The sequence below is a fragment of the Aggregatimonas sangjinii genome, assembly GCF_005943945.1.
GTDB lineage: Bacteria > Bacteroidota > Bacteroidia > Flavobacteriales > Flavobacteriaceae > Pelagihabitans > Pelagihabitans sangjinii.
Map to the genome: position 1 here is coordinate 2102286 of NZ_CP040710.1, position 25518 is coordinate 2127803.

General features: G+C 42.2%; 20 protein-coding genes. 11 read left to right on the plus strand and 9 right to left on the minus strand.

Annotated elements, in window-relative coordinates; genetic code table 11:
• Positions 1-11 precede the first annotated feature (11 nt).
• The 8 genes from FGM00_RS08575 (at position 12) to fumC (ending at position 10412) form a co-directional block, all read left to right on the plus strand.
• Entirely contained in the window at positions 12-1472 is a 1461-nt protein-coding gene (locus FGM00_RS08575; protein ID WP_138852505.1) for a circularly permuted type 2 ATP-grasp protein, read from the plus strand.
• A 124-nt stretch (positions 1473-1596) separates the two neighbouring features.
• Positions 1597-2544 (plus strand): alpha-E domain-containing protein, encoded by a 948-nt coding sequence (locus FGM00_RS08580; RefSeq protein ID WP_138852506.1) that lies wholly within the window; start codon positions 1597-1599, stop codon positions 2542-2544.
• 42 nt (positions 2545-2586) lie between these two features.
• A complete protein-coding gene (locus FGM00_RS08585) occupies positions 2587-3447 on the plus strand; it encodes a transglutaminase-like domain-containing protein (RefSeq protein ID WP_138852507.1) in 861 nt (286 codons plus the stop codon).
• A 131-nt stretch (positions 3448-3578) separates the two neighbouring features.
• A protein-coding gene (prfB, locus tag FGM00_RS08590) for a peptide chain release factor 2 (protein WP_236262978.1) occupies positions 3579-4680 on the plus strand; the annotation gives its coding sequence in 2 pieces (ribosomal slippage) (positions 3579-3644 and positions 3646-4680; 1101 coding nt in all).
• 118 nt (positions 4681-4798) lie between these two features.
• Positions 4799-5149 carry an arsenate reductase (glutaredoxin) gene (gene arsC, locus FGM00_RS08595; RefSeq protein WP_138852509.1) on the plus strand — a complete coding sequence of 117 codons (351 nt, stop codon included), beginning with the start codon at positions 4799-4801 and terminating at the stop codon, positions 5147-5149.
• 113 nt (positions 5150-5262) lie between these two features.
• Positions 5263-5772 carry a hypothetical protein gene (locus FGM00_RS08600; RefSeq protein WP_138852510.1) on the plus strand — a complete coding sequence of 170 codons (510 nt, stop codon included), beginning with the start codon at positions 5263-5265 and terminating at the stop codon, positions 5770-5772.
• Between the two features lie 4 nt (positions 5773-5776).
• A complete protein-coding gene (locus FGM00_RS08605) occupies positions 5777-8308 on the plus strand; it encodes a TonB-dependent receptor (RefSeq protein WP_138852511.1) in 2532 nt (843 codons plus the stop codon).
• A 706-nt stretch (positions 8309-9014) separates the two neighbouring features.
• Complete coding sequence (gene fumC, locus FGM00_RS08610; RefSeq protein WP_138852512.1) at positions 9015-10412, plus strand: class II fumarate hydratase; 1398 nt, start codon at positions 9015-9017, stop codon at positions 10410-10412.
• 314 nt (positions 10413-10726) lie between these two features.
• On the opposite strand, the gene FGM00_RS08615 is transcribed toward fumC, so the two are convergent.
• The gene (locus tag FGM00_RS08615; RefSeq protein ID WP_138852513.1) at positions 10727-11614 is read right to left on the minus strand and encodes a hypothetical protein; all 888 of its coding nucleotides are present in this window, start codon (positions 11612-11614) and stop codon (positions 10727-10729) included.
• A gap of 154 nt (positions 11615-11768) precedes the next feature.
• Here FGM00_RS08615 and FGM00_RS08620 point away from each other — a divergent pair, with 154 nt between their 5' ends.
• Together FGM00_RS08620 and FGM00_RS08625 are read left to right on the plus strand one after the other, a co-directional pair.
• Positions 11769-12236, plus strand: a complete 468-nt coding sequence (locus FGM00_RS08620; protein WP_138852514.1) for a GNAT family N-acetyltransferase — start codon at positions 11769-11771, stop codon at positions 12234-12236.
• Between the two features lie 13 nt (positions 12237-12249).
• Positions 12250-13038, plus strand: a complete 789-nt coding sequence (locus FGM00_RS08625) for an MBL fold metallo-hydrolase (RefSeq protein ID WP_138852515.1) — start codon at positions 12250-12252, stop codon at positions 13036-13038.
• A 2-nt stretch (positions 13039-13040) separates the two neighbouring features.
• Here FGM00_RS08625 and FGM00_RS08630 read toward each other — a convergent pair whose 3' ends face one another.
• The 4 genes from FGM00_RS08630 to FGM00_RS08645 form a co-directional block, all read right to left on the minus strand.
• Complete coding sequence (locus FGM00_RS08630) at positions 13041-13463, minus strand: VOC family protein (RefSeq protein WP_236262979.1); 423 nt, start codon at positions 13461-13463, stop codon at positions 13041-13043.
• A 108-nt stretch (positions 13464-13571) separates the two neighbouring features.
• The gene (gene ettA, locus FGM00_RS08635) at positions 13572-15263 is read right to left on the minus strand and encodes an energy-dependent translational throttle protein EttA (protein ID WP_138852516.1); all 1692 of its coding nucleotides are present in this window, start codon (positions 15261-15263) and stop codon (positions 13572-13574) included.
• Between the two features lie 106 nt (positions 15264-15369).
• Entirely contained in the window at positions 15370-15552 is a 183-nt protein-coding gene (locus FGM00_RS08640) for a CAL67264 family membrane protein (RefSeq protein WP_072763534.1), read from the minus strand.
• Between the two features lie 211 nt (positions 15553-15763).
• Positions 15764-16744 (minus strand): Gfo/Idh/MocA family protein, encoded by a 981-nt coding sequence (locus tag FGM00_RS08645; RefSeq protein WP_138852517.1) that lies wholly within the window; start codon positions 16742-16744, stop codon positions 15764-15766.
• 197 nt (positions 16745-16941) lie between these two features.
• On the opposite strand from FGM00_RS08645, the gene FGM00_RS08650 reads away from it, so the two are divergent.
• On the plus strand, positions 16942-18570 hold the full coding sequence (locus FGM00_RS08650; protein WP_138852518.1) for an acyl-CoA carboxylase subunit beta: 1629 nt from the start codon (positions 16942-16944) through the stop codon (positions 18568-18570).
• Positions 18571-18572: 2 nt separating this feature from the next.
• Here the strand turns inward: FGM00_RS08650 and FGM00_RS08655 are convergent, their stop codons facing one another.
• The 4 genes from FGM00_RS08655 to FGM00_RS08670 form a co-directional block, all read right to left on the minus strand.
• Positions 18573-19718 carry a carboxypeptidase-like regulatory domain-containing protein gene (locus FGM00_RS08655; protein ID WP_138852519.1) on the minus strand — a complete coding sequence of 382 codons (1146 nt, stop codon included), beginning with the start codon at positions 19716-19718 and terminating at the stop codon, positions 18573-18575.
• A 6-nt stretch (positions 19719-19724) separates the two neighbouring features.
• Positions 19725-21482, minus strand: a complete 1758-nt coding sequence (locus FGM00_RS08660) for a carboxypeptidase-like regulatory domain-containing protein (RefSeq protein ID WP_138852520.1) — start codon at positions 21480-21482, stop codon at positions 19725-19727.
• Between the two features lie 31 nt (positions 21483-21513).
• Positions 21514-23259 (minus strand): carboxypeptidase-like regulatory domain-containing protein, encoded by a 1746-nt coding sequence (locus FGM00_RS08665; RefSeq protein WP_138852521.1) that lies wholly within the window; start codon positions 23257-23259, stop codon positions 21514-21516.
• Positions 23260-23328: 69 nt separating this feature from the next.
• Complete coding sequence (locus FGM00_RS08670; RefSeq protein WP_138852522.1) at positions 23329-25518, minus strand: TonB-dependent receptor plug domain-containing protein; 2190 nt, start codon at positions 25516-25518, stop codon at positions 23329-23331.

Consider the following 25518-nt stretch of genomic DNA (forward strand, 5'->3'; position numbering starts at 1 on the left):
ACCGATGTACTATGTCCAAAATAAACAACCAAATCTTCTCCTCCTACGACCGAAACCCGATACTATACGATGAATTATATGATACGGAGGGAAAGGTAAAAGAAATGTACTCCAAGCTTTTTAATCTATATGGCGAGCATTCCAAAAAGGATTATGTGAAGCTGAACGAGAAAGCGAAAGCTTCTTTCTTCAACCAAGGCATTACATTTCAGGTGTACGATAAGGAGGAAACCAAGGAGAAAATTTTTCCTTTTGATCTATTTCCGCGTATTATCGATCCACAGGAATGGGATATCATCGAACGGGGCGCCATTCAAAGGAGCAAGGCTTTAAATCTTTTTTTATGGGATATTTACCACGGGAAGAAAATCATCAAACAAGGGATAGTACCCATGGAGCTTATTAGTTCATCGGCGAACTATTTGCACCAAATGAACGGAATAGATCCTCCGGGAGGCATTTATAATCATATTTCGGGAACTGATGTTATCAAACACAACGACGGTAAATATTATGTTCTTGAGGACAATATTCGTTGCCCTTCCGGGGTGAGTTATGTTATTTGCAACCGCACTGCATTAAAACGGGCATTGTTCGGCGTTTTCAATCATTATCAGACGCACACCGTTACCAATTATGCCGAAAATCTCTTAGACCTTTTGGAAACGGTCAAGCCAAAAGGGGTAGACGTTCCCAATGTAGTTGTCATTACTCCAGGAATGTTCAATTCGGCCTTTTACGAACATTCCTATTTGGCCAAGACCATGGGCGTAGAATTGGTAGAAGGCCGCGATCTTTTTGTAGAGAATGATTTTGTATACATGAAAACAATACGAGGTCCCAAAAAGGTCGATGTCATCTACCGGCGTATAGACGATGCCTTTATCGACCCATTGGAATTTAGGCCGGATTCGTCCCTAGGCGTGCCCGGGCTATTCGCTGCGTACAAAAAAGGCAATGTCACCTTGGCGAACGCCCCTGGGACGGGGGTAGCCGATGACAAGGCTGTTTATACCTACATGCCCGAAATCATCAAATATTACTTGAACGAAGAACCGATTTTAAACAATGTGCACACCTATCATTGCAGCCGTCCCGACGAATTAAAATACGTTTTGGAACACATACATGAGCTCGTCATCAAACCAGTAGACGAGGCGGGCGGATATGGCATATCGATCGGTAACAGATTAACCAAAGAGGAAATAGAGACCGTGAAAAAACAGGTGTCCGAAAACCCCAGGAAATATGTTGCGCAACCCATAATGTCGCTCTCAGTACATCCCACTTATATAGATGATTCCGAATCCTTTGAACAACGCCATGTCGATTTAAGAACATTTACAGTCCTAGGAAAGGACAAGGAGTTCGTATTAAAAGGAGGGCTGACGCGTGTAGCGTTGCAGAAAGGAAACTTGGTCGTAAACTCCTCTCAAGGCGGGGGATCAAAAGATACTTGGGTACTCAAATAATGTGGTCAAAATGTATTTGTAACGAAAAAATGTCACGAATTCGCTTACACTAGACCTGTAGCAAAATACTTTTTTACCTTAAAACAATTTCATTCACTTTACACTTAAATAACCAGACAACCCTATGCTAGCAAGAGTAGCGAATAACCTTTTTTGGATGGGCCGTTATATCGAACGTTCCGAACATATTGCCAGATATATCAATGTAAATTATTTCTCGTCGCTCGACGCGCCTAACGAGCTATCCCAGTCAAGACAATTCGTACTGCGCTCCATGCTTTTTATGGTGGGCGATCCCGAGCATGATGAAACCAAGGTTTTGGATGAGGAAAAAGTGTTGTATAAAATAGGATTGGACAACGATTATCCTTTCTCAATCATCAATAATGTCAAGTACGCCCGGGAAAATGCGAACAGCGCCCGGGATTTAATCTCAACCGAATTGTACGAAGCCATTAACAAATTCTATCATTTTGTTCTGAAATACGATGCTGAGGCTTATGTGAAGAACGGCTTACATGATTTTACCGTGAATATTACTGAAATGAGCGCCATTTTACGAGGTAAGATGCGTGGTACCCTATTGCACAATGAAATTTATGCGATTATCATGATGGGAGTGAATATTGAACGGGCCACACAAATCATCCGTATGATCAATGCCAAATACAACGATGCCTTAAAATCGCAGGGGAGCTATGGTGATAAATTTAGTAATAGCTTTGAATGGACCACCTTATTGAAATGCGCCGAATCGTATGATATGATGCGTAGGTTCTACAAAAAAACCCCCAACAGCATCTCGACGCTCGAATTTTTGATACTCAACCCAAATTGCCCGCGGTCTATAATGAACAGCTTGAACCAAGTATACAAACACATCAAGGTACTGGACCCAAGCAAAAAATACAACAAAAATTCGACCGCATTCCTGGTCGGTAAGGTACGCGCCGAATACGAGTACAAATATATTAAGGAGATTGAGGAGGATATTCAATCATTCATAAAAGATATCCTCGACAATCTTTCCGAAATTAGCCAAAAAATGGAATCGGAGTTTTTTAATTATTAATAGGCTATATAAGAACTACCTTTAAGGCAATTTTCGATTCCTATGCCATTAGAATACTCCATTACATATACGGCCCAAAATACCTACGAGGAGTGGGTTCATGAAGCACATTGGCAATTTTTGATTATTCCACAACAGAACAGTTCGCAAGAATTTATAGGAATAGATTTCAAAAATTCCATCAATGCGGCCAATGAATATTCCACCAATGGTTATGGTTTTCAAACCATTAGGGTACACCCGAAACAACGGTTCAAGGAAATATCCTTCGAGGCGACCTTTAGGCTTGTTAAAAAGGAGGTAAATCCTTTTGATTTTGAACTGGAGGAGGAAAGCGAAAAGGGCTATAAAAAGCTACAAGAATTGAATTTTAAGGTTGATTTCGAGGCTTTTCTAAGCGCAACGCATTTTACTAGAGTGCCCGATAAAAATCGAAATATTTTCAGATTTGATGAGAAGAAATCGATTTTCGAGAATCTTCAGTCCTTAAACGAATGGACGTTTATACACATCTATTTTAAAACGGATGTAACCGACGTAGAGACAACTTTAGATGAAATTATCGAGAAGCGGCACGGAGTATGCCAGGATTTCACGCATCTCTTTTGTGCCCTTGCACGGCAGAACGGGGTTCCTGCGCGGTATGTTTCCGGGTATCTGCATCAGGGAAACGGTTATTTTGGAGATTCACAAATGCACGCATGGGCCGAAGCCTATATTCCGAACGTGGGTTGGATCGGTTTCGACCCTACGAATAACCTACTCGCCAATACGAATCATATAAAAGTAGCCCACGGCAGGGATTATAACGACTGCTCCCCGCTTAGAGGCGTGGTATACACCTCAGGTAAAAATAAGACCGTACATTCCGTTAAGGTTTTAGGGCAACAGCAGCAGCAATAAATACCATCTCCACACATACTGGCCCTCCTCAAATTAAGGTTAAGAATCAAATTATGGCAAGAAGAAATATCAATGGCATAAAAGAATAGGAATATCAAAAAGAACCCTATTTTTGCCTAAAAGCAATTGAAATGACAATTACTACAGACCTTTACAATGGTCTACAGGATCGCCTTGGTGCGTTAAGGAGGTATCTTTGACATTGATGCCAAGCTTATTGAAATAGAGAACGAGCAAGAAAAGACGCTCTCCCCGGACTTTTGGGACAACCCCCAAGAGGCCCAACTGCATATGAAGTTCATCCAATCCAAAAAACAATGGGTAGATGATTATGATAAGGCCGTTGCGTTGACCGGAGATCTTGAAGTATTTTTGGAATTCCATGCTGCTGGCGAAATCAGTGATGCAGAGGTAGAATCGCAATACCAAAAAGCCTTGGATCTTATTGAAAGGATGGAGTTTAAGAACATGCTCTCCGAAGAGGGGGACGAACTCCCTGCCGTGCTCCAAATAACCGCCGGTGCCGGGGGAACCGAAAGCTGCGATTGGGCGGCCATGCTCATGCGTATGTATATGATGTGGGCCGAAAAGAACGGGTATAAGGTAAAGGAACTGAACTACCAAGAGGGCGATGTCGCGGGCATCAAGACCGTTACCTTGGAAATTGATGGCGATTATGCCTTTGGATGGCTCAAAGGTGAGAATGGCGTACACCGTTTGGTACGCATTTCCCCTTTTGACAGCAATGCCAAAAGACACACTTCATTTGCGTCAATTTATGTATATCCCCTTGTAGACGACAGCATAGAAATCGATGTGAACCCCGCCGATATTGAAATTACCACCGCCAGATCTAGTGGTGCGGGAGGACAAAATGTGAATAAAGTGGAGACAAAGGTTCAGTTGGTACACAAACCATCCGGCATCCAGATTTCCTGTTCCGATTCCCGATCGCAACACGATAATCGGGCCACAGCTATGAAAATGCTAAAATCGCAACTGTACGAAATAGAACTGCGCAAAAAAATGGAAGCCCGACAGGAAATCGAATCCTCCAAGATGAAAATCGAGTGGGGATCTCAAATCCGCAACTATGTCATGCATCCGTATAAACTAGTAAAGGACGTACGCACATCAGAGGAAACCGGTAATGTAGATGCGGTAATGGACGGTCAGATAGACGCCTTCTTAAAAGCCTATCTCATGATGATGGGACAAAAAGAAGAAGAATGATGAATCGGTATTGGAAAGTCGGCAATAGACGTTAGATGAGAATAAATGCCAATCCTTTAGACTTTAAAAAATTCGCTTTTAAAACCATTTGTTTCGAGCAGTATTTAATTGTAACAAAATGATAAAAATCTATCACAACCCCAGATGTAAAAAATCCCGAGAGGGGCTCGACGCGCTTGAAAAGTCGGGTGAGGATTTTGAAGTCGTCAAGTATCTTGAACAAGTGCCCACCAAACCGGAATTGCGGGAAGTATTGAACTGTTTGGCAATCAAACCCGAGATGCTGGTGCGTAAAAATGAGCAAATCTGGAAAGAAAAGTATAGAGGAAAATTATTGACAGACGAGGAAATACTCGATGCTATGATAGCACATCCAAAGTTGATAGAGCGTCCTATTGTAATGAAAGGAAACAAAGCGGTTATCGGAAGGCCATTAGAGAATATTGTCACTCTTTTAAAGAATTCATAAAAACGACCACCTTGAGGAATATTACGGAATACTTCTTGCAAGGTAGTTTTAACAAAGCTTTAACCAAGCTCAGTTAAACCTTGAAATAATTTTAATATCTAAACCATAACAACATGAAATCGAGCAAAATTTACTGGCTTTCATTTTTTACAATAATGCTTTTCGGAGCGGAACTACATGCACAATACGGCTATGGTGGCGGTGGATACGGATACGGAAGAGGCGGATATGGTTACGGAAGAAATCGAAGCCTTTCGGCACAACCCGATACGGCCCCCGAACCTCCAAAACCAAAAACAGCCGATGAAATGGTAGACGAACAGATGCCGACCATTGCCGAGACATTGGAGCTCAACGATTTTGAATCGGCGGTTTTAAGTTCGATACTGAAAAAATACGTGCAGCAACGAATAGAAATGCAAATTCTAAAGTTGAGTCCTGAAAAGATGAAGGAAGGGTTTGAAAAAATCACCGAAAAACAGGATGCGGAAATCAAGGCCGGACTTCCGCCGGAGAAATACGAAGGCTTTGTAGAAATGATGGAAAAAGGCCTTCAGAAGTCGAAAAAGGAGAAAAAGAAAGAACGAAGGAAAAAATCAAAGAAGAAGGACAAATCAAAATAATCATATGAATAAACTGTTTCTGTGTGCGCTATTATTGGTGTCATCTATCTCACTCGCACAAAGGCCTGAAGGCCAAAGACCTGACCCGATAATCATTTCAGGAACAGTATTAGACCAAGAGACAGGAGCCCCTCTTGAATATGCCACCTTGGTGCTTCAAAGTGTTCGTAATCCCGATAGGGTAACCGGGGGTATTTCAGACGCGACCGGCAAGTTCAGTGTGGAAACAATGCCAGGTCGTTATAATGTACGTGTAGAGTATATTTCCTTTAAGACGTATGAATTACCGGAGCAGGTTTTTCGAGAATCGACAGACCTAGGTGTAGTGCGTTTAAGTCTGGATGTCGAGCAGCTTGAGGCCGTCGAGGTCGTTGGCGAACGCACTACCGTTGAACTCCGTTTAGATAAGAAAGTTTATAATGTCGGCTCCGATCTCACGGTTAAGGGAGGCTCCGTAACAGATGTTTTGGATAACGTACCCTCGGTGACCGTTGATGTGGAAGGTAATATTAGTCTTCGTGGAAATGAGAGCGTTCGCATCCTTATTAACGGGAAGCCCTCCGCCCTATCCGGTTTGAGTCCCGATGCCTTGCAGCAACTTCCTGCCGAGGCCATCGAAAAAGTCGAGGTCATCACCAATCCTTCCGCCAGGTATGATGCCGAAGGTACCGCCGGTATTTTGAATATTATACTGAAACAGAGCAAGACCACTGGTTTGAACGGTTCCGTAAATGTCAACGTCGGTACTCCGACCAGTTATGGTGGTAACTTAAGTTTAAATCTTCGACGGGATAAATTCAATTTTTTCACCAATACTTCCTATAGATATAGAAGTGGTCCTGGAAATGCACTTTTCGAGCAGGAAAACTTTAATCCCGATGGTACTACGGCCAGTTTCCAGAACGAATACCGAGATTACCAAAGACAAAGCGATGGTTTCAACACCAATATAGGTTTTGAGCTCTTTCTAGATGATACGAGTAGTATTACAAATTCATTTGTCTATCGCAAATCAGATGGCGATGATACCATTGATATCGATTTTGAGAATTTTGATGCATCTGGTAATCCGACTATTGAAAGAGAGCGTTTTACCAATGAACTTGAAGACGAAGAAGACATTCAATATTCGGTAAACTACCAAAAAAAAATCGATGATAATGGTCACGAACTTACCATGGACTATCAGTATTCCACAGGTTCCGAAATAGAGAATTCGATTATTAACGAGGAGATTATAGGCGAGTCGATCGATTTTGATACCGAACAGACCATCAACGACGAAACCCAAAAAAACCAATTGCTCCAAATGGATTATGTGCTGCCCTTCGGCAAAGAAAATGCATCGCAATTCGAGTTCGGATACCGCGGAACATTTAATAATTTCAATACCGATTTCGATTTCGGGGTTTTGGAAAATGGTGTTTTGGATAGCAACCCCAATTTCAGCAACGAATTGAATTATAAGGAATACGTAAATGCCTTGTACACCCAACTGGGAAGTAAATTTGGAAAATTTAATCTGTTGGGCGGTTTGCGCATGGAAGCTTCGGATATCGGCGTTGAACTCGTCGATACCGATGAGGTCACCAACAAAAAATACACCGATTGGTTTCCGTCTTTGTTTTTGGGATATGAGTTTTCCGAAACAGAGCAGCTTACCCTAAGTTACAGCAGAAGGCTTCGACGCCCGAGATCTCGGTTTATCAATCCTTTTCCTTCAAGGTCGAGCAATACCAACCTTTTTCAAGGAAATCCCGACTTAGATCCCACCTATACCGACGCCTATGATTTCGGTTACTTGAAACGATGGGATAAAATTACTTTCAACACCTCTATTTATTTTAACAATTCAACAGGAGTATTTCAATTTATAACCCAAGAAACGGGAGACTTTGTACGTATTGAAAATCCCGGATTTGACGCTACGCTACCAATAGGTCCCGATAACTTGGAGACCATTGACATTCCGGTACAGGCAAGAACGCCAATCAATTTGGCCAACGACAAACGCTACGGTCTAGAGTTTACCACCACCTATACCCCAAAGCGGAATTGGCGCATTACCTGGAACCTGAATCTCTTTCAACAACAATTGCGAGGGGATTATACCTATGAGAATTCCCAAGGTGAGGAAATCATTCAAAATTTCGATGCGGATAACCTTACCTGGTTTACCCGTGTAAGTGCCAAAATACCTTTACCGGGAAAAATCGACTTTCAGACCAATCTGTTTTATCGCGGACCCACAAAAGATGCCCAAACCAATAGGAAAGGTATCTTGAGTACAAACCTCGCCTTTAGCAAAGACGTGATTAAAGATAAGGCAACGCTTTCCTTAAATGTAAGCGATTTGTTCAATAGTCGAAAACGACGTAGCGAAATCAGGACGGAGAATATCGCGAGCTATAGCGAATTTCAGTGGAGAGTTCGCCAGATTAACTTGTCGTTCCTATACCGGTTCAATCAAAAGAAAAATGAAAGAGGAGACCGGCAAAGAGGTGGTGGAGATGATGATTTCGAAGAAGAAGGCTAGTAAAAAAAACACTTATGAACTAAAAAGGAGCCGATTGGCTCCTTTTTGTTATGTGTTTCGCCGGGCTTGTTTTGCCTTGCGTCTTTCTTTGAATTGTTCTATAAGGTTACCGAACAACCAGTAGGGTATAACGAAAGTCAACAAGAAAATCATCAGCCAAAAACCTATGGTGAGAATTGTTAAAAACGCTAAAAATCCTAAATACTGGTCGAAATCGAACATTGTTTACCTATTTACATTACAAAGATACTTTGAAAAATGGAAAACCTGCAAACGAATCGAACAAAATTTATAGCGCAACGGAGTAAAATTTAGGTAGAATTGATGATCACATCGACGCAAGGAAGCATCTTGACATGACTTATCCACAGATAAGCATTCAGCCAAAAGCCGACGAAAAGTAAAAAAGTATTGACACGGTTCGTATTTTATTCCGCTCTAGGGGATAAGCACAATAGCACTTTCCCTAATGCAAACCGTTCTGCAATGGCTGCCCAACCTCCTATTTTTTTCGATGTACCTATACTCACTGCATAAATGTTCACAATTCATTCGAGGCTTATCGGATAACTCCAATATATATGTGGTTTTTAGCCCTACCGGCAATTTTCGATACACTTCCGTAGAATACCTTATAAAACTTCGCTGAACCATCAGGAATTCTTGACAAAGTCTTAACTTTATATGCTTAATCAATTGCAGGTTTATGGAATATCGAATAGAAAAAGATACAATGGGCGAGGTAAAAGTGCCCTCGGAAAAATATTGGGGTGCCCAAACCGAGCGTTCCCGAAACAATTTTAAAATAGGTCCAGCGGCGTCAATGCCCATGGATGTGGTCTATGGTTTTGCTTATTTAAAAAAGGCTGCTGCCTATACCAATTGTGAACTAGGTGTGCTAGCGGAAGAAAAACGGGACCTCATAACACAGGTTTGCGATGAAATTCTCGACGGGAAGTTGGATGATCAATTTCCTTTGGTCATTTGGCAAACGGGTTCAGGTACCCAAAGCAATATGAACGTTAACGAGGTCATTGCGAACAGGGCACATGAAATAGCGGGAAAAAAAATAGGTCAAGGGGAAAAGACCATCCAGCCCAATGATGATGTGAACAAATCACAATCGTCGAACGATACTTTTCCAACAGGAATGCATATCGCTGCCTACAAAAAAATCATGGAGACTACCGTGCCTGGTGTAACCCAATTAAGGAATACGCTACATCAAAAAGCCCAAGAATTTAAAAATGTTGTCAAAATAGGCCGTACCCACTTGATGGATGCCACTCCCCTAACCCTTGGTCAGGAATTTTCAGGTTACGTATCGCAACTAGACCATGGCCTGAAAGCCTTAAACAATACCATGGATCATCTGTCTGAATTGGCATTGGGCGGTACGGCGGTCGGTACCGGACTGAATACCCCAAAGGGTTATGATGTTTTGGTCGCCAAGTACATTGCCGAATTTACAGGGCTTCCGTTTAAGACCGCGGCCAACAAATTTGAGGCCTTGGCAGCCCATGATGCAATTGTTGAAAGTCACGGTGCGCTAAAGCAGTTGGCGGTATCCTTGAATAAAATTGCGAACGATATTCGCATGATGGCCTCGGGGCCACGTTCGGGAATCGGAGAAATTACGATTCCGGCCAACGAGCCAGGAAGCTCTATTATGCCCGGAAAAGTCAACCCTACCCAATGCGAAGCCTTGACCATGGTGTGTGCCCAAGTGATGGGCAATGACGTTGCCGTTACCATAGGTGGTACACAGGGACATTACGAACTGAACGTGTTCAAACCCATGATGGCAGCGAATATTCTGCAGTCGGCCCAATTACTGGGTGATGCCTGTATAAGTTTTGAGGAGCATTGTGCGAACGGTATTGAACCCAATCAAGAGGTGATTACCCAATTACTCAATAATTCGCTAATGTTGGTTACGGCATTAAACACTAAAATCGGTTATTACAAAGCCGCCGAAATCGCGAATACTGCCCATAAGAATGGAACGACACTAAAAGAAGAAGCGGTCAATCTGGGCTATGTAACGGCCGAAGACTACGATGCATGGGTAAAACCTGAAAATATGGTCGGGTCACTTAAATAGCGTAGTACTTACTTCGAAAGTTCACGAGATCGCTTCCATGAATTATAATTTGTAGGCATCCCCGGCGGAGGTCGGGCCTTCTGAAGTGATAAAATCACCCCCTATTACTGGGCTCCTATGAAATCGGTCCTTTAGACAGAACGTGCCTATGAATCAATAATCCATTGTTCTTTTACTGTCAAATGGTTAAAAACTGAAACTCTTGCACCAAAAACGCATTTTTGAACTAGCGTAGCGTTGTATAAGGCCAATGAAAAAAGGGAACGATCTCGTAAGATAAGTCCCCTTTTATAGTTAATGGATAGTGAGTGTTCCTATTTCAAGGTAAACTTATTGGTACCCAACAAGGTTAATTTGTTGTCATAGATATTTACCATGTAATTTCCTTTTTGGAAATCGCCTGCAGGCTTACCAATATAGTCGCAAACATCCAACGCTTTATTCTCGTAGTAGAAGTTTGTTCCTTTGCTGTAGGTTACCGATGCACCAGCATCGTTTGTCTTAGAATAGCTTTCACCTAAGACATTACCTTGTGGGTCAAGAACTTCTAAATAAAACTCTCTATCTCCAGCTTCTGCAATGACATTGTTGGCTACGGTAAAACATACTTTCAGTTTATCGGTACGTTTCGCCCTAGACGTAGAAGACAATTTACCACTACCCCTCTCTTTAACGGCATCAAGCGTAAAAGAAACGATATTCAAAGCAGAACCTTTTTCAACAACATCGGCCAACTGCGTATTTTGAACAACGAGTGAATCATTGAAAACTGTTTGTTTTTCCAATTCAACATACGTACTATCACGTTGCATAGCGATCATGGTATTCGACGTGGTCAAAGAATCGACTTGTCTCAACAACTGCTCTCTTTCGGCTTTAAGCACACTAACCTGTCTTCTGTAACGGGAAAGAGAGGAAATATCGGCCTTCATTGTTTTTACAGAATCGAGATACTTGGCGATATTGTCCCTAGCCTCGACCAACTCTTCGTTAGTTGCGTTGCTTTCCAAAATTGCCTTGTCGTACTCAGACTTCAGACTATTCAAATCCTCAACGACCAATTGCTTTTCCTGCGTAAGGGCGTTGGTCGTTTTCTTTTTGTCCTGATAAAGACTAACGGTATAGATTATCGTACCCAAAAGCACGACACCCAGCAAGCCCGCTAAAACTTTTAATCCGTTGTTATTTTTTGTTTCAGTCATAATGCTTAATAATTAAGTTCTTTTTAAAAAAGTGTTTGTTTGTATCGCTTTATATACGGAGATGTCACATATTTAGATTTTTTAGCTAGAAAAAAGTGGCTCCAACTCCCAGAATATCATAACTTTAATTCTGCTTTTTTTAATTTCATTCTATATGGCAATCGATATTATTCCTTTTGAACCCCGATATGCTAGCACTTTCAAGGATTTGAACGTTGCTTGGCTGAATGAATACTTTTATGTGGAGCCCAAGGATGAGATTTTATTAAAAAATTGCGAAGAAGCCATCATTGATACTGGCGGATACATCTTTTTTGCACGTTATGAGGATGCTACCGTAGGCTGTTTTTCCTTTATTAAATTGGATGGATCTTGTTATGAATTAGGCAAAATGGCCGTCGACAAGGAGTATCAAGGCTTACGAATCGGCCAAGAATTAATGGAATTCGCCGTATCTTTCGCAAAAGAAAAATCGTGGGAAAAACTGGTCCTTTATTCCAGCACCAAATTGCCGACCGCCCTTCATATTTATCGAAAATATGGTTTTAAGGTGGTTGAATTGGAAAAAGACCTGCCTTATGCCCGAAGTGATATTAAAATGGAACTTTTAATTCATAACTAAAACAAATTTCACCATGAAACGATTACTACTATTATTAATAGGATGTATACTGGTGCAGGCGTGTAAAGAGGAACCAAAAAAAGCACCGACTTCAGAAACCGTAGCCGAGGCCTCCTCCACCGTTGAAGCAAACGAAATGAAAATAATACCTATTTCACATGCCACCTTGATTTTAGAATGGAATGATAAGACTATTTATATCGACCCGGTTGGTGGCGCTGAAGCATTTGAAGGCCAAAAACAGGCTGATTTGATATTGATTACCGATATTCATGGCGACCATTTCAGTGTTGAGACCTTGGCGGCGCTGAACACGGAAAAAGCGAAAATTATCCTTCCCCAGGCCGTTGCCGACAAAATGCCGGAAAGCTTTGTACCGCAGATAGATGTGCTGGATAATGGTGACTCCAAAGAACGTTACGGTATTACCATTGAGGCTATTCCCATGTACAACTTACGGGAAGAAGCCTTGAAATTCCATACCAAGGGCCGTGGTAATGGCTATGTTCTCAATATGGGGAATCAACGCATCTACATCTCAGGAGATACAGAGGATATTCCCGAAATGAGGTCTTTACAAAACATCGACAAGGCCTTTGTTTGTATGAATCTCCCCTACACCATGACCGTAGAAAGTGCGGCGGACGCCGTTTTGGAATTTCAACCCAAACAAGTGTATCCATATCATTACAGAGGCAAGCCCGATGTTAGTGACGTAGCCAAATTTAAATCGCTTGTAAATGCCGATGATAAGGGTATCGAAGTCGTACAATTGGATTGGTACCCCAATGATGACTTTTAAGTTCAGTCATCTCTAAATTCACCGCTTTTCGTATCGTTTGGTTCTAGAAGGTCCCACCTATTTCCATAAAGGTCTTCGAACACTGCCACCGTACCATAATCCATCTTAATCGGGGGTCTAACAAAATCGATATTTCTAGCGATCATACGATGGTAATCCCTCCATAAATCATCGGTATATAAGAATAGAAACACCCTACCACCCGCCTGATTCCCAATATGTGCTTTTTGTTCTTTAGTAACCGCTTTGGCCAGTAGCAGAGAACACTCTTTTGCTCCCGGTGGCGCGACTATCACCCAGCGTTTGCCTTTACCTAGGTTTTCATCCCTGAGTAAGGTGAAATCCAATTTTTCGGTATAAAAAGCAATCGCCTCGTCATAATCCTTGACCACTATGGCGATATGTGCGATGCTTTGCTTCATCATGAGGTGGGAATATACAACACCGATACAATCGCAAGTTTGTTAGTACCATGCTACGGAATCAAAAAAGTAAAAAACTTAGCATGCATATTCAATCGAATCTTTGCTAGGCTATCGAATCAATTTTTTGTATTTGATGCGCTTCGGAACAAGGTCTCCCCCAAGACGTTTCTTTTTATTTTCCTCATAGTCCGAAAATGATCCTTCGAAGAAATAGACCTGCGAATCACCTTCGAAAGCCAAAATATGCGTACAGACACGGTCTAAAAACCATCTGTCGTGCGAAATGATCACCGCGCAGCCCGCAAAATTTTCAAGACCTTCTTCCAACGCCCTTAAGGTATTGACATCCAAATCATTCGTAGGCTCATCCAAAAGTAGTACATTGCCTTCTTCTTTTAATGTCATGGCCAAATGCAGGCGATTGCGCTCGCCACCGGAAAGCATGCTCACCTTTTTGTTCTGTTCGCTTCCCGAAAAATTGAAACGGCTTAGATAGGCACGGGAATTCACCTGGCGACCACCCATCATTACCAATTCCTGTTCATCACTAAAATTTTGCCATATGGTTTTGTCCAAATCGATATTTGAGTGACTTTGATCTACATAAGCGATTTTGGCCGTGTCTCCAACGGTAAACGAACCACTATCGGGTGTCTCCTCGCCCATAATCATTCTAAAAATCGTTGTCTTTCCCGCACCATTGGGGCCTATGATTCCCACGATACCAGCTTGGGGTAATTTAAAATTCAAGTCTTCATAAAGCAATTTATCATCGTATGCTTTACTGATTCCCGTTGCTTCCAATACATTGGTCCCCAGTCGAGGTCCGTTCGGGATGTAAATTTCCAATTTCTCATCGAGCTGCTTTTGGTCTTGGCTCAACAGCTTGTCGTAATTCTTTAAACGCGCTTTCTGTTTCGTCTGCCTACCCTTGGCGCCTTGCCGCACCCATTCCAACTCGCGCTCCAATGTTTTCTGCCGCTTTGAGGCCGTTTTACTTTCCTGCGCCAAGCGCTTTGCCTTCTGGTCGAGCCAGCTGGAATAGTTCCCTTTCCAAGGAATACCCTCACCGCGATCCAACTCAAGTATCCACCCGGCTACGTTATCCAAGAAATACCTATCGTGGGTTACTGCGATGACGGTGCCTTTGTAACCGGCCAAATGATGTTCCAACCAATGCACCGACTCGGCGTCCAAGTGGTTGGTGGGCTCGTCGAGCAGTAAAACCTCCGGTTCTTGTAATAACAAGCGGCATAAAGCCACCCTTCTTCGTTCTCCACCGGAAAGTACTCCTATCTTTTTATCTGAATCCGGAGTGCGCAACGCATCCATTGCAATCTCAAGCTTGGTATCCAACTCCCAGGCGTTCGAGGCATCGATTTTATCTTGAAGGACCGCCTGTTTATCCATCAACTTCTGCATCTTTTCCGCATCTTCATACACTTCCGGTAGCCCGAACATATCGTTTATTTTATTGTATTCGTCCAAAATCGCTACTGTTTCGGCGACACCTTCTTTTACAACTTCCAAGACCGTTTTATGTTCATCGAGCTGCGGTTCCTGTTCCAAGTACCCTACATTGTAACCCGGCGAGAATACCACATCGCCTTGGAAGTTCTTATCAACACCTGCTATGATTTTCAATAGGGTAGATTTTCCCGAGCCGTTCAACCCAAGAATACCGATTTTTGCCCCGTAGAAGAAACTGAGGTAAATATTTTTTAAAACAGGGGTATTGGCCGTTTTATAGGTTTTAGTAACTCCTGACATGGAGAAAATGACCTTTTTATCGTCAGACATTTATTTTTTGCTTTTTGATTAGTACTAGTTGTATGATTCGCGGATTGGAACGTGGAAGAATTTCCGCCAAATTTATCTTGATTTTCAATATGGCAAGCGTCCTTAACTAGACCCGCCCCTTAAGCGCATTGAATACCCAAGCAATGGCAAAGAACCCAATACCTACAGAGGCAAAGCCCCATCCGGCCACGTCATCATATCTAAAAGCCCCTAGGGCAATAAGGGCAAGACCGACGACTATCATAATGAAAGTGGCCCAGGCGAGTACGGTATTTTTGTTCATTCCCATGTTCAGTCTTTTTTGGTTAGTTTGGATTTTCGGTGATACCAAATATCGTAAAAATCAAAGGATTTACCGATGGAAAAGAGCAACTTTATGCCATTGCTACAAGTGAACCCTTAGCGGAAGGTTTCAATCCGATTATACCTGTAAAAAAATCTTTCCATAGGTTGTACCAGGCTGCCTACTGAAAGGTTAAATCCAGATTAACATGCAAATATTATTCAAAGGGAAATGTAATACCTCCTTGACGGCGCACCTCGTCCATTAGTGTTATTAAATCGATACTATTCTGGTGGCTCCATAATTCACTTTGCAATTTGCCTTCTCGCAGGCACCGATGCACCTCATCGATTTCATGAGTATAGCCTTTTCCAAGGGTCGGTAGGTCGTAGCGTTTCTCTGTTTCGGCGATATGACTTACGAACCCTTGTGTTTCGTGCCACCGGGAGTCGATAAAAATCTCCCCTTTACTTCCGGAAATTTCCGCCCTCATTTCCGATTTGGAGGTGAGGCCACTGTACAGGATTGCCTGTGCCCGGTCGTATTGAAAAATCATGGACGTCTGTACCTCGGCGCCGGTTTTGTACAGATTGGAGGTAGCCAAAATTCGTTCAGGTTTTCCTAAAATCAGATAGGCAAGGAATATCGGGTATATTCCGATATCTAAAATGGAACCTCCTGCGAGTTCAGGATTTAATAGCCTTCCTTTCTCATCCCTGTCCAAAGAATAGAAAGCAAAATCGGCATGCAAATAGCTGACCTGACCGATTACGCCGTCATCAACCAGCTGTTTGATTTTTCTGATGGATGGATTAAAGCGGCTCCATAATGCCTCCATCAGGAAAACTTTGTTTTCAGCGGCGACCCTCAGCATTTTTTTTACTTGGGACAGATTGATGCCCACTGGTTTTTCACAAAGAATATGCTTGCCGCTTTTCATCGCCTTTATCGCCCACTCCATATGTCCGGTATGGGGGGTCGCAATGTAAATAACATCGACTTTGTCGGAAACCAATAATTCCTCATAGCTGCCAAAGGCGAATTCCGCATTGTATTCGTCGGCAAACTCCCTAGCTCTCTCCAAGTTCCTGGAGGCAACTGCGGTCAGGCGCCCGTCCCTTACTAAAGCCAGGTCTTTCGTGAAACTGTGAGCGATTCTCCCAGGGCCTAAAATTCCCCAACGTATTGTTTCCATCATAATCCATCGATTTTGTGTCGAGTGTTCCTCGATATCCGATTGACCGCTAAAGTAGTATTTTACGCGATAATCAAGATTCAAGTGCTCCGAATCTTGCCGTAACACGTCAATTTTTTTTCTTTTTCCAAGGATTCGCATGCTTGCCCCGGGGTCGTTTACTGCTTATCTTTATGCTCTAATTCAGAAGAACACCCTAAATGGATATCAAATTCAATAAAAACGAGGACCACAATAAAATGATGCTTTCCGAGCTGCGCAAACGTTTGGCGAAAGTAAAACTTGGTGGTGGCCAACTGCGTTTGGATAAGCAAAAGGCACAGGGCAAAATGACGGCACGGGAACGTATCGACTATTTGCTTGATGAGAAGAAAGACAGTATCGAAATCGGAGCCTTTGCCGGCGATGGTATGTACGAGGAGCATGGCGGTTGCCCATGTGGAGGGGTTGTCGTCAAAATTGGCTCTGTTCAGGGTAAACAGTGTATCGTTGTTGCTAATGATGCCACCGTTAAAGCCGGAGCTTGGTTTCCCATTACCGGAAAAAAGAATTTAAGGGCTCAGGAAATCGCCATAGAAAACAGACTGCCGATCATTTATCTGGTCGATAGCGCCGGCGTGTATTTGCCTTTGCAAGACGAGATTTTCCCCGATAAGGAACACTTCGGACGTATTTTCCGAAATAACGCTGTCATGAGCAGTTTGGGAATTACCCAAATCGCTGCTGTTATGGGAAGCTGCGTGGCCGGAGGTGCCTATCTGCCCATTATGAGCGACGAGGCCTTAATAGTAGACAAAACAGCTAGTATTTTTCTGGCGGGGAGTTATTTGGTAAAAGCCGCGATTGGTGAGAGCGTAGATAATGAAACGTTGGGTGGCGCAACAACGCATTGCGAAGTAAGCGGGGTAACCGATTACAAGGCGAAAGATGATGCCGATGCACTCGATAAAATCAAGAATATCGTGGATAAAATCGGTGATTTTGATAAAGCCGGATACAATCGTAAAAAGGCGGCAAAGCCAAATAAAAATCAAGAAGATATTTATGGTCTCCTCCCCGCCTCCCGTTCTGATCAGTACGATATGCTCGAAATTATCGAGCGAATGGTCGATGAATCGAAATTCGAACAGCACAAAGAAGGTTATGGAAAAACAATATTGACCGGCTATGCCCGAATTGACGGGTGGGCAGTAGGTATTGTCGCCAACCAAAGAAAAGTAGTAAAAACAGCAAAAGGCGAAATGCAGTTCGGAGGCGTCATTTATTCCGATTCTGCCGACAAGGCAACCCGCTTTATCGCCAATTGTAATCAGAAGAAGATACCCCTTGTTTTCTTACAGGATGTTACCGGATTTATGGTGGGGAGTAAGAGCGAGCATGGCGGTATTATTAAAGATGGTGCCAAAATGGTTAATGCGGTGAGCAATTCGGTAGTTCCCAAGTTTACCGTGGTTATCGGCAACAGTTACGGCGCAGGCAACTATGCCATGTGCGGTAAGGCCTATGACCCTAGGTTGATTGTGGCTTGGCCCAGTGCTGAACTGGCCGTGATGAGCGGAAATTCGGCTGCCAAAGTGCTGCTTCAAATCGAAAAATCCTCACTCAAAAAGAAAGGTGAAACAATTACGGAAGCAAAAGAAACCGAGCTTTTCCAAAAAATAAAACAACGCTACGATAACCAAATATCGCCGTACTATGCGGCCTCCCGCATTTGGACCGATGCCATAATCGACCCTCTGGATACCAGAAAATGGATTTCGATAGGAATCGAGGCTGCGAATCATGCACCTATTACGAAGGACTTTAATTTAGGCGTTTTGCAGGTATAGCGTTATTCTCGTTCCAAATTCACGTTCACGGTAGTTTTTTCCAACAATTCTATGGTGAGTTCTTTCATTCCAGGAGCTTCGTAGACTAGAATGTCCATTGGATTGGCCTCTATAAGATATCTACCACTCTCATTGGTAGCAACTTCCCCCCCTGTTGATACATTTGTGATTTTAACATTGGTTTGTGGTCGCCCTGCAAAAAAAACAAAGCCGGAAACATTCCGTGCAGCTATTCCTGTCTCTCGCTCTTGCGCTTCCTTCTTCGATTTTGGCCTCTTTTTGGAATAATACGTGGTTACTAACGAGTACGCCATCGCCACATCTTCCAATCGCTCCCATGCACCCTGACTGGCATATTTGCGGTAGGAATCGGTATAGGAATTATCACTTGCGGCTAATATCAAATTGATTTTCTCGGTGCCATAGACTTTTAAAAGTTCAAGGCTAATAATAAAATCATCCGTTACATAGATGTCGAAAGGATCCAAGTCTATTTCGCAGTTACCTCGTTTTTTTTTAATTGTATATAAAATTTCCTTTTTTGAGGTGTTGAGATTTGTTAGAGGAAAGTTTCGATCACCATCTTGGTCATAGATATTTATCCGTACCAAAACACTATCCGAAGGGTTCCCCATAACATCGAAATTGAACTGCTCGAGCCTTCGTAGTCCCTTTTTTACCTTTATCTTAGTTGCTAGCTCACCACCAAGGGCCACATTGTCAGACCAATACCCAAAAAATTTTGAGCCTTTGCTCATATAACCTATACGTTTTTCAACAGGAAATCCTCCGGTATTGGTAACAACTACTTCATTTAGTTCAAGCAGTTCCGGTTGCATAGCGACTGGTGGATATTCATTAAAAGCAAAAACTAGATCTGGAACAGCGTATTTTATTGTCCTATACCCTAATGCTGAAAGGATCAAGGTATCTTTTTCAGTATACTTTTCCGGATTAATTTCTAAATGGAAGATGCCCTCTTCATCACTGACCGTTCCGATGCCTTTGCCAACGATACCAATGTTCACATAAGGCACGATTTCATTAGTTTTCGCGTCGATAACAACGCCTTTATAATCTTTCTGGGCATGTCCGCACAGGGTGGACAAAAACAAACAAGCTATAGAAACTGAAGATTTTGCATTCATCTATTCTTAATTAGATGCAATGATACTTGCATTCGAAACTTTGAACCATTGCTGATTCACAATTCTTAGACTCATTTTGAACAATTTGGTCTCCTTGCGCTGGCTGGCACTACCGTAGTTATGATAAATGGTAGCCTTAATGTAGGTAGGCGTAAGGCTCTTATTTCCTAAGTACTTTATGTTGGCCATCCACGTACCGCGTAGGGTATCGTCAATCAAGTACTCCTCACTGGAATAGCCACTCAGCTTTTCATTTTTGATTCGCTCAGCATCCGCAACCAACGAATGCTCGGATTTAAAATACTGGTTTTCGGGATTAACGAACTGTAGTTCGAACTCGGCTTCGCTATCGTTCCATTCGAAGACCAGTCGCGTGCCAGTGAAATCCTCATCAAGAATGAAATTTTTAAGTTCCTTTCTTGAGAGAATCTTTCTACCTTTTAAGGATACTAAATTGTTTAGTTCCCTATCGATCATATGGGTGAATACTTTTCCATCAGCCCTTAAGAACCCTTCTTCTAAAAGATAACCATACCGAGCATAAATAGATGCCGCCTTTTGGTAGTCCGCTACTTCACGATAACTGTTCCCCAAATCCATATACGACTGGGCATAGTTCGGTCTTAGGATAAAAATTTCCTTATAGATTTCATGTGCTTTTGAGAATCTTTCCTGACTATCATAATAATACGCCAAAGCCTTTAAAGCTATCGGGTTTTCACAAAATATCCCAAAATTATCTTGAATTATACTGTCGGCAAATGCTATGTTTTTCCATTTGCTCGAAAAATAATCATAGGCATCCAAAACATAATGAAACGAGTTTCCTTGCGTATTTATTTGCTTTCGATATAAGTCAATGGCCTGTTCTTCGCTACCGACATTTCGTAATTGTAATACATAGGTGGAAACATCATTTTCGGTATCGTTTTTAGTCAACACTTCGTCGGCGTCGTAAAAATTATTTCGCAATCGTGCAAGATCCATTGGGATTTGAGAATCATTCTTGGCATAGACCGCACCCTTGGTGTTGATTAAAATTACTCCACCATTACCCTGAAACCCATATTTATTGGTAGCGCCAAGGCCTGAGATTATTGCAATACGTTCAATGTTTTCAACTTGAATGAAAGTCGGTGTTGTGGTAAATACCAAGCCATCAACATCATAAATTGCGGGAGCGAACCCAATACCTGCTGCTCCTCTTAGATACACATTTGGCTCTAAAGGGCTATTTGCTAAACGTTCAACGCGTAGACCAGGAAACCGACCAATTAACGCACTTACGAAGTCGATACCTCCAACGGGAAGCTCTTTCCCCTGTATTATCTTCATGCTATAATTAGTGCGTTCCTTATCGATAATGCCGAAAGCGGTATTAATCAAGTTCTTGTTCAAATAGTAGTCCTCACGTAGTTGTTTTTGCGTTTTCCGTACCCTTTTGGTTACTACTACCTCGTCTAATTTATTCACCTCTGCGTTCATGGCGACATTCAGAATACGCGTGACATCCTCTACTACTATTTCTGTGGTACGCATGCTCGGATAGGAAAAGACCAATATTTCTCCGACTTGTACATCAATACTATAATTCCCCTCCAAGTCTGTTTTAACGATACTTTCTGTACCTGAAACGGCGACATCTGCATTCACAAGGGGCGTATTGAGGTATTGCACTTTTCCTTTTACCGTTTTAACGGTTTCTTGGGCGAAACCCGACGGGTAGGATAATAGTATCAATAGAAATAAGTATAAGTATTTCATGGACGTGTTTTATAAAGTTTTCAAAGGATTTTTAATTGGAAACAATGGTACTGGCATTCGAAACTTTAAACCATTGCTGGTTTACATTTCTTAGGCTCATCTTAAAGAGTTTTATCTCCTTTCGCTGGCTGGCACTGCCGTAGTTGTGATAGATGGTGGCCTTGATATAAGTTGGCGTAAGGCTCTTATTCCCAAGATATTTCACGTTGACCATCCATGTACCACGCAAGGTATCGTCTATCAGGTATTCCTCACTGGAATAACCGCTCAACTTTTCATTTTTGATTCGTGCGGCATCGGCCACCAACGAATGCTCCGACTTGAAATATTTATTTTCCGGGTTCACGAACTGTAGTTCGAACTCGGCCTCGCTATCGTTCCATTGGAAGACCAATCGAGTCCCGTTGAATTCCTCGTCCAGTATAAAGTTCTTCAGTTCTTTTCTCGAAAGTATCTCTTTACCTTTTAGCGAAACCAGATTGTTGAGTTCCCGGTCGATGATATTGGTAAACATTTTTCCTTCGGCCCGCAGAAAGCCCTCTTCCAAAAGGTACCCGTAACGCGCATATATCGATGCCGCTTTCTGATAATCTCCCACTTCGCGGTAGCTGTTGGCCAAATCCATATATGATTGGGCATAGTTGGGACGTAGCATGAACACCTCTTTATAGATGTTGTGGGCCATTTCATAACGCCCTTGTGCCTGATATAGAAAGGCTAGGGCTTTCATGCCTGGAGCGTTATCCCTAAAAAGGAAAAAATTCTCGTCGATTATTTCATCGGCGAAGTTGTTATTACCCCATCTTTCCGAAAAATGGCGATATGCATCCAGGACATAGTATATAGAGTTTCCGTAGGCCGCAATTTGTTCTCTATATAGCGTTTTAGCCTCCTCTTCTGACTTTGCAGTACGAAGCACGGCCAGATAGCTAGCCTCATTCTTCTCCGCTTGGGTTGCAGTAAGTGCGTCATTTTCGAAGTTGTTGTTACGAAGCTTGGCTTGATCAAAAGTTTTGTTGTCAGCATCCGTATTGAAAAAATTACCGGTTTTGGTGTTGATAACGATTACCCCTCCATTAGCTTTACCACCATATTTAGTTAACGCTCCCAGACCAGGAATGACGGCTAGCCGATAAACATTCGCAACATCAAAACTTCTTAAGAAATTAGCCGTATCCGCTATGACCACACCATCAACATCCAAAATCGCCGGAAATAGTCCCATAGATTGACCCCGCAAATAAATATCCCCGTTTGGGGCTACTTTGATACCAGGGAATCGATATTGCATCGCTGTACCTAGATTGGTATTTATCAATGGTATTTCCTCGCCTTCAATTATACGAACTGCAAAACTCGTCACGTCCCCATCCAAAATACCAAAAGCAGTATTGATCAACTGAGGGTTCGACCGATACTCCGCTTGCAATTCTTTCTGTGATTTCAACACCGTCTTTTCTACAACGACCTCGTCGAGCTGATTGACTTCCGGCGTCATTTCAAGATTTAAAATCTTTGTAACATCTTCTACAATGATTTCCATATCCCGCATGCTAGGGTACGAGAAAACCAGAACATCACCCGGTTCGGCACTGATTTCATACTTGCCGTCCATCTTGGTCTTTATAATTTCACCTGATCCTGAAATAGTAATTTCGGCATTGGCCAAAGGGGTATCTAAATACGATATCTTACCTTTAATTTTTTGGGTGGACTCCTGTGCAAAAAGCGTTGCACATGACAACATTAGTACTAGTAAGGGGTACAATTTTTTCATAATGGACGTATTAAATGTTCTTTATTTAAACCCTCAAAAAATATACCATTTTCGTGTTTTTTTTCCATTTTAATTAACAACAACTTCGGTGATAGGTAGTTTTTGATTGCTTTTTGTAAAATGTATCCAAATTTGTCTTTTGGATTGTGAGGGGTACCCAAAATTTTGATAAAGTGTACATAATATCACGAATGGGTCGCTATTTTGTCGGTCTAGATTCCCTAAATACTCGGCATTGATTTTCCATTTCCCCTTCAAATCATCATAAATCTCAAATTCTTCCATCGCGAAACCCAATTGAATCTCATCCTTGATTCGTTGCCCATCTGCGGCATTGGTATGCTCCCAATTAAAGAACCGATTTTGTGGATTTACAAATTGAATATTGAATTCGGATGCACTATTGTTCCATTGCAGCACCAATCGCGTATTCATTTTTTCGTTGGTAAAATACCTATTGTCGATTCCGTTCGTTTGAAGACTTCCTTTCTTCGTAAAAAGCAGGTTCTTCAAATCCCTGTCCAGCGTCTTGGTCATATTCGAAACATTCAACGAACCATACGCACCCCCTTTGGCCAATGTTGATAGTTGTTCCAATCCTTCCTGATACTCACCCTTTTCTATAGACATGGCCGCTTCTACGTAATAGGGTTCTATCGCCAATGGAGACCGGTTATGCTGTTCTTGATTGAATAGTCTAGCCAAATCAAAATCCGATAAGTACCGAAACGCGAGCGCTACCGTTTTAAGAGCCGTTTCGCTCTTTGGATTCAATTCGCAAAGATTGGAGATGATACGTTTTGCCAACATCGGGTCTTTATCCTTGAAATATGAGAAGCTATCCAAATAAAAAGCAGTATCCTCTTCGTTAAAATTTCTGAGCATCAAATATTTCTCGTATGCCTCATCAAAACTCGTGGTACCTTTCAATGCATTTAATACTGCAGAATTAGAGCCGCTCATTTTTGTGTTCGGATCGTAGATATTATTCTGAATCAATGCCCTATCGCTATTTTCCGAATCTACTTTTTTACCTCTTGCCGCAACTTTGGTCGTAATTAGGATGACCCCATTGTTCCCTAAGGTACCGTATCGGTTCGTGGCGGCATAACCCTTAAGCACCGTAATACTGGCCACGCTTTCGGGATCTATAAATCCTGCGCTCGCTCCAAAACCATTGTCGCGTGAAGAATCGGACTGTTGGGTAGGTACCCCATCAACAACGATAAGACCGTAATTATTACCTAACAATGAGGTATTCGTGCGCATGGTTACCTTGGTCAAATCTTGGTCTGCGCCGATATTGACATTTGAGAATTTGTTCTGCACGGAACGGGATACGTCAGTGGTAATCGCATTGATGTCCTCATCTTCTATCGATTGAACAGCATAACCAACTTTTTCTTTGTTCTCAATACCATAACCCGTAACAACTTCCTCGTTGCTTGCGGTCGTTATTCGATTCTCCGTTACCACCACTTCGTCTAAAGTAGTGACGTTCCCCTCAAGGAAGATATTGAGGTTATCACTGAAATACCCTACGGGTACCATTTTTAATGCCTTGTTCTCCTTACTGCTGAAAAGGATGGAATCGCCCGGTACCGCAGGCAGATTGAACTTACCATTATCATCAGGCTTAAACACCTTGTCTTTGCCTTTTATTCGAATTTCTACGTTCGCTGTTGGTATATTATCCACATAAATAACTCCCGAAATCGGTTCAAGGGTCTGGATATTTTTTTCTGGAGTCGAATTAAAGTTTTCAGGTAACATAGCCGCAAAATCCATTAGCCTCGCCCTTCCTATCAAGGCGGCGTTTTTTAAGAATTTTTCATCGCGGTCAGGTACACTATTAATGACAAAATTTCCTTTTTTAAGGGGAAGGTTTTCTTCAGTTATTATCCGATTCCCATCCGTAAAAAAGTATACCTTATCGTATTTAATTTTATCCTCTAACCCACTGTAGACCGTGGCGCCATCCAACTTAGCCGCGACCAATTCGGCCTTTAAAGCGGTCCAGTCCCCATCAGATATCTTAAATTCCTTTTCTTCTACAGTTACATTGAACAATAACAATTGAACGGTTTGGTCAGGGGTCCTTTCAAAAATTTTATCCAACAATTCGAATTCTTGATCAAGATTTCTCTCTCGCATTGAAAAGGAGGTATCCCAGCAAATAGTGCTCGTCCCATCAACCTTATCCTGAGCAGCAACTAGTTGTATAAGAAGGGTGAAAAGCAGAAAAACTCGAAGTTTCAT

What these genes read in the sequence shown, in the direction of transcription:
- FGM00_RS08575 (WP_138852505.1), top strand. Translation starts at nt 12, where the DNA reads ATGTCCAAAATAAACAACCAAATCTTCTCCTCCTACGACCGAAACCCG.
- FGM00_RS08580 (WP_138852506.1), top strand. Translation starts at nt 1,597, where the DNA reads ATGCTAGCAAGAGTAGCGAATAACCTTTTTTGGATGGGCCGTTATATC.
- FGM00_RS08585 (WP_138852507.1), top strand. Translation starts at nt 2,587, where the DNA reads ATGCCATTAGAATACTCCATTACATATACGGCCCAAAATACCTACGAG.
- arsC (WP_138852509.1), top strand. Translation starts at nt 4,799, where the DNA reads ATGATAAAAATCTATCACAACCCCAGATGTAAAAAATCCCGAGAGGGG.
- FGM00_RS08600 (WP_138852510.1), top strand. Translation starts at nt 5,263, where the DNA reads ATGAAATCGAGCAAAATTTACTGGCTTTCATTTTTTACAATAATGCTT.
- FGM00_RS08605 (WP_138852511.1), top strand. Translation starts at nt 5,777, where the DNA reads ATGAATAAACTGTTTCTGTGTGCGCTATTATTGGTGTCATCTATCTCA.
- fumC (WP_138852512.1), top strand. Translation starts at nt 9,015, where the DNA reads ATGGAATATCGAATAGAAAAAGATACAATGGGCGAGGTAAAAGTGCCC.
- FGM00_RS08615 (WP_138852513.1), bottom strand. Translation starts at nt 11,614, where the DNA reads ATGACTGAAACAAAAAATAACAACGGATTAAAAGTTTTAGCGGGCTTG.
- FGM00_RS08620 (WP_138852514.1), top strand. Translation starts at nt 11,769, where the DNA reads ATGGCAATCGATATTATTCCTTTTGAACCCCGATATGCTAGCACTTTC.
- FGM00_RS08625 (WP_138852515.1), top strand. Translation starts at nt 12,250, where the DNA reads ATGAAACGATTACTACTATTATTAATAGGATGTATACTGGTGCAGGCG.
- FGM00_RS08630 (WP_236262979.1), bottom strand. Translation starts at nt 13,463, where the DNA reads ATGATGAAGCAAAGCATCGCACATATCGCCATAGTGGTCAAGGATTAT.
- ettA (WP_138852516.1), bottom strand. Translation starts at nt 15,263, where the DNA reads ATGTCTGACGATAAAAAGGTCATTTTCTCCATGTCAGGAGTTACTAAA.
- FGM00_RS08640 (WP_072763534.1), bottom strand. Translation starts at nt 15,552, where the DNA reads ATGGGAATGAACAAAAATACCGTACTCGCCTGGGCCACTTTCATTATG.
- FGM00_RS08645 (WP_138852517.1), bottom strand. Translation starts at nt 16,744, where the DNA reads ATGATGGAAACAATACGTTGGGGAATTTTAGGCCCTGGGAGAATCGCT.
- FGM00_RS08650 (WP_138852518.1), top strand. Translation starts at nt 16,942, where the DNA reads ATGGATATCAAATTCAATAAAAACGAGGACCACAATAAAATGATGCTT.
- FGM00_RS08655 (WP_138852519.1), bottom strand. Translation starts at nt 19,718, where the DNA reads ATGAATGCAAAATCTTCAGTTTCTATAGCTTGTTTGTTTTTGTCCACC.
- FGM00_RS08660 (WP_138852520.1), bottom strand. Translation starts at nt 21,482, where the DNA reads ATGAAATACTTATACTTATTTCTATTGATACTATTATCCTACCCGTCG.
- FGM00_RS08665 (WP_138852521.1), bottom strand. Translation starts at nt 23,259, where the DNA reads ATGAAAAAATTGTACCCCTTACTAGTACTAATGTTGTCATGTGCAACG.
- FGM00_RS08670 (WP_138852522.1), bottom strand. Translation starts at nt 25,518, where the DNA reads ATGAAACTTCGAGTTTTTCTGCTTTTCACCCTTCTTATACAACTAGTT.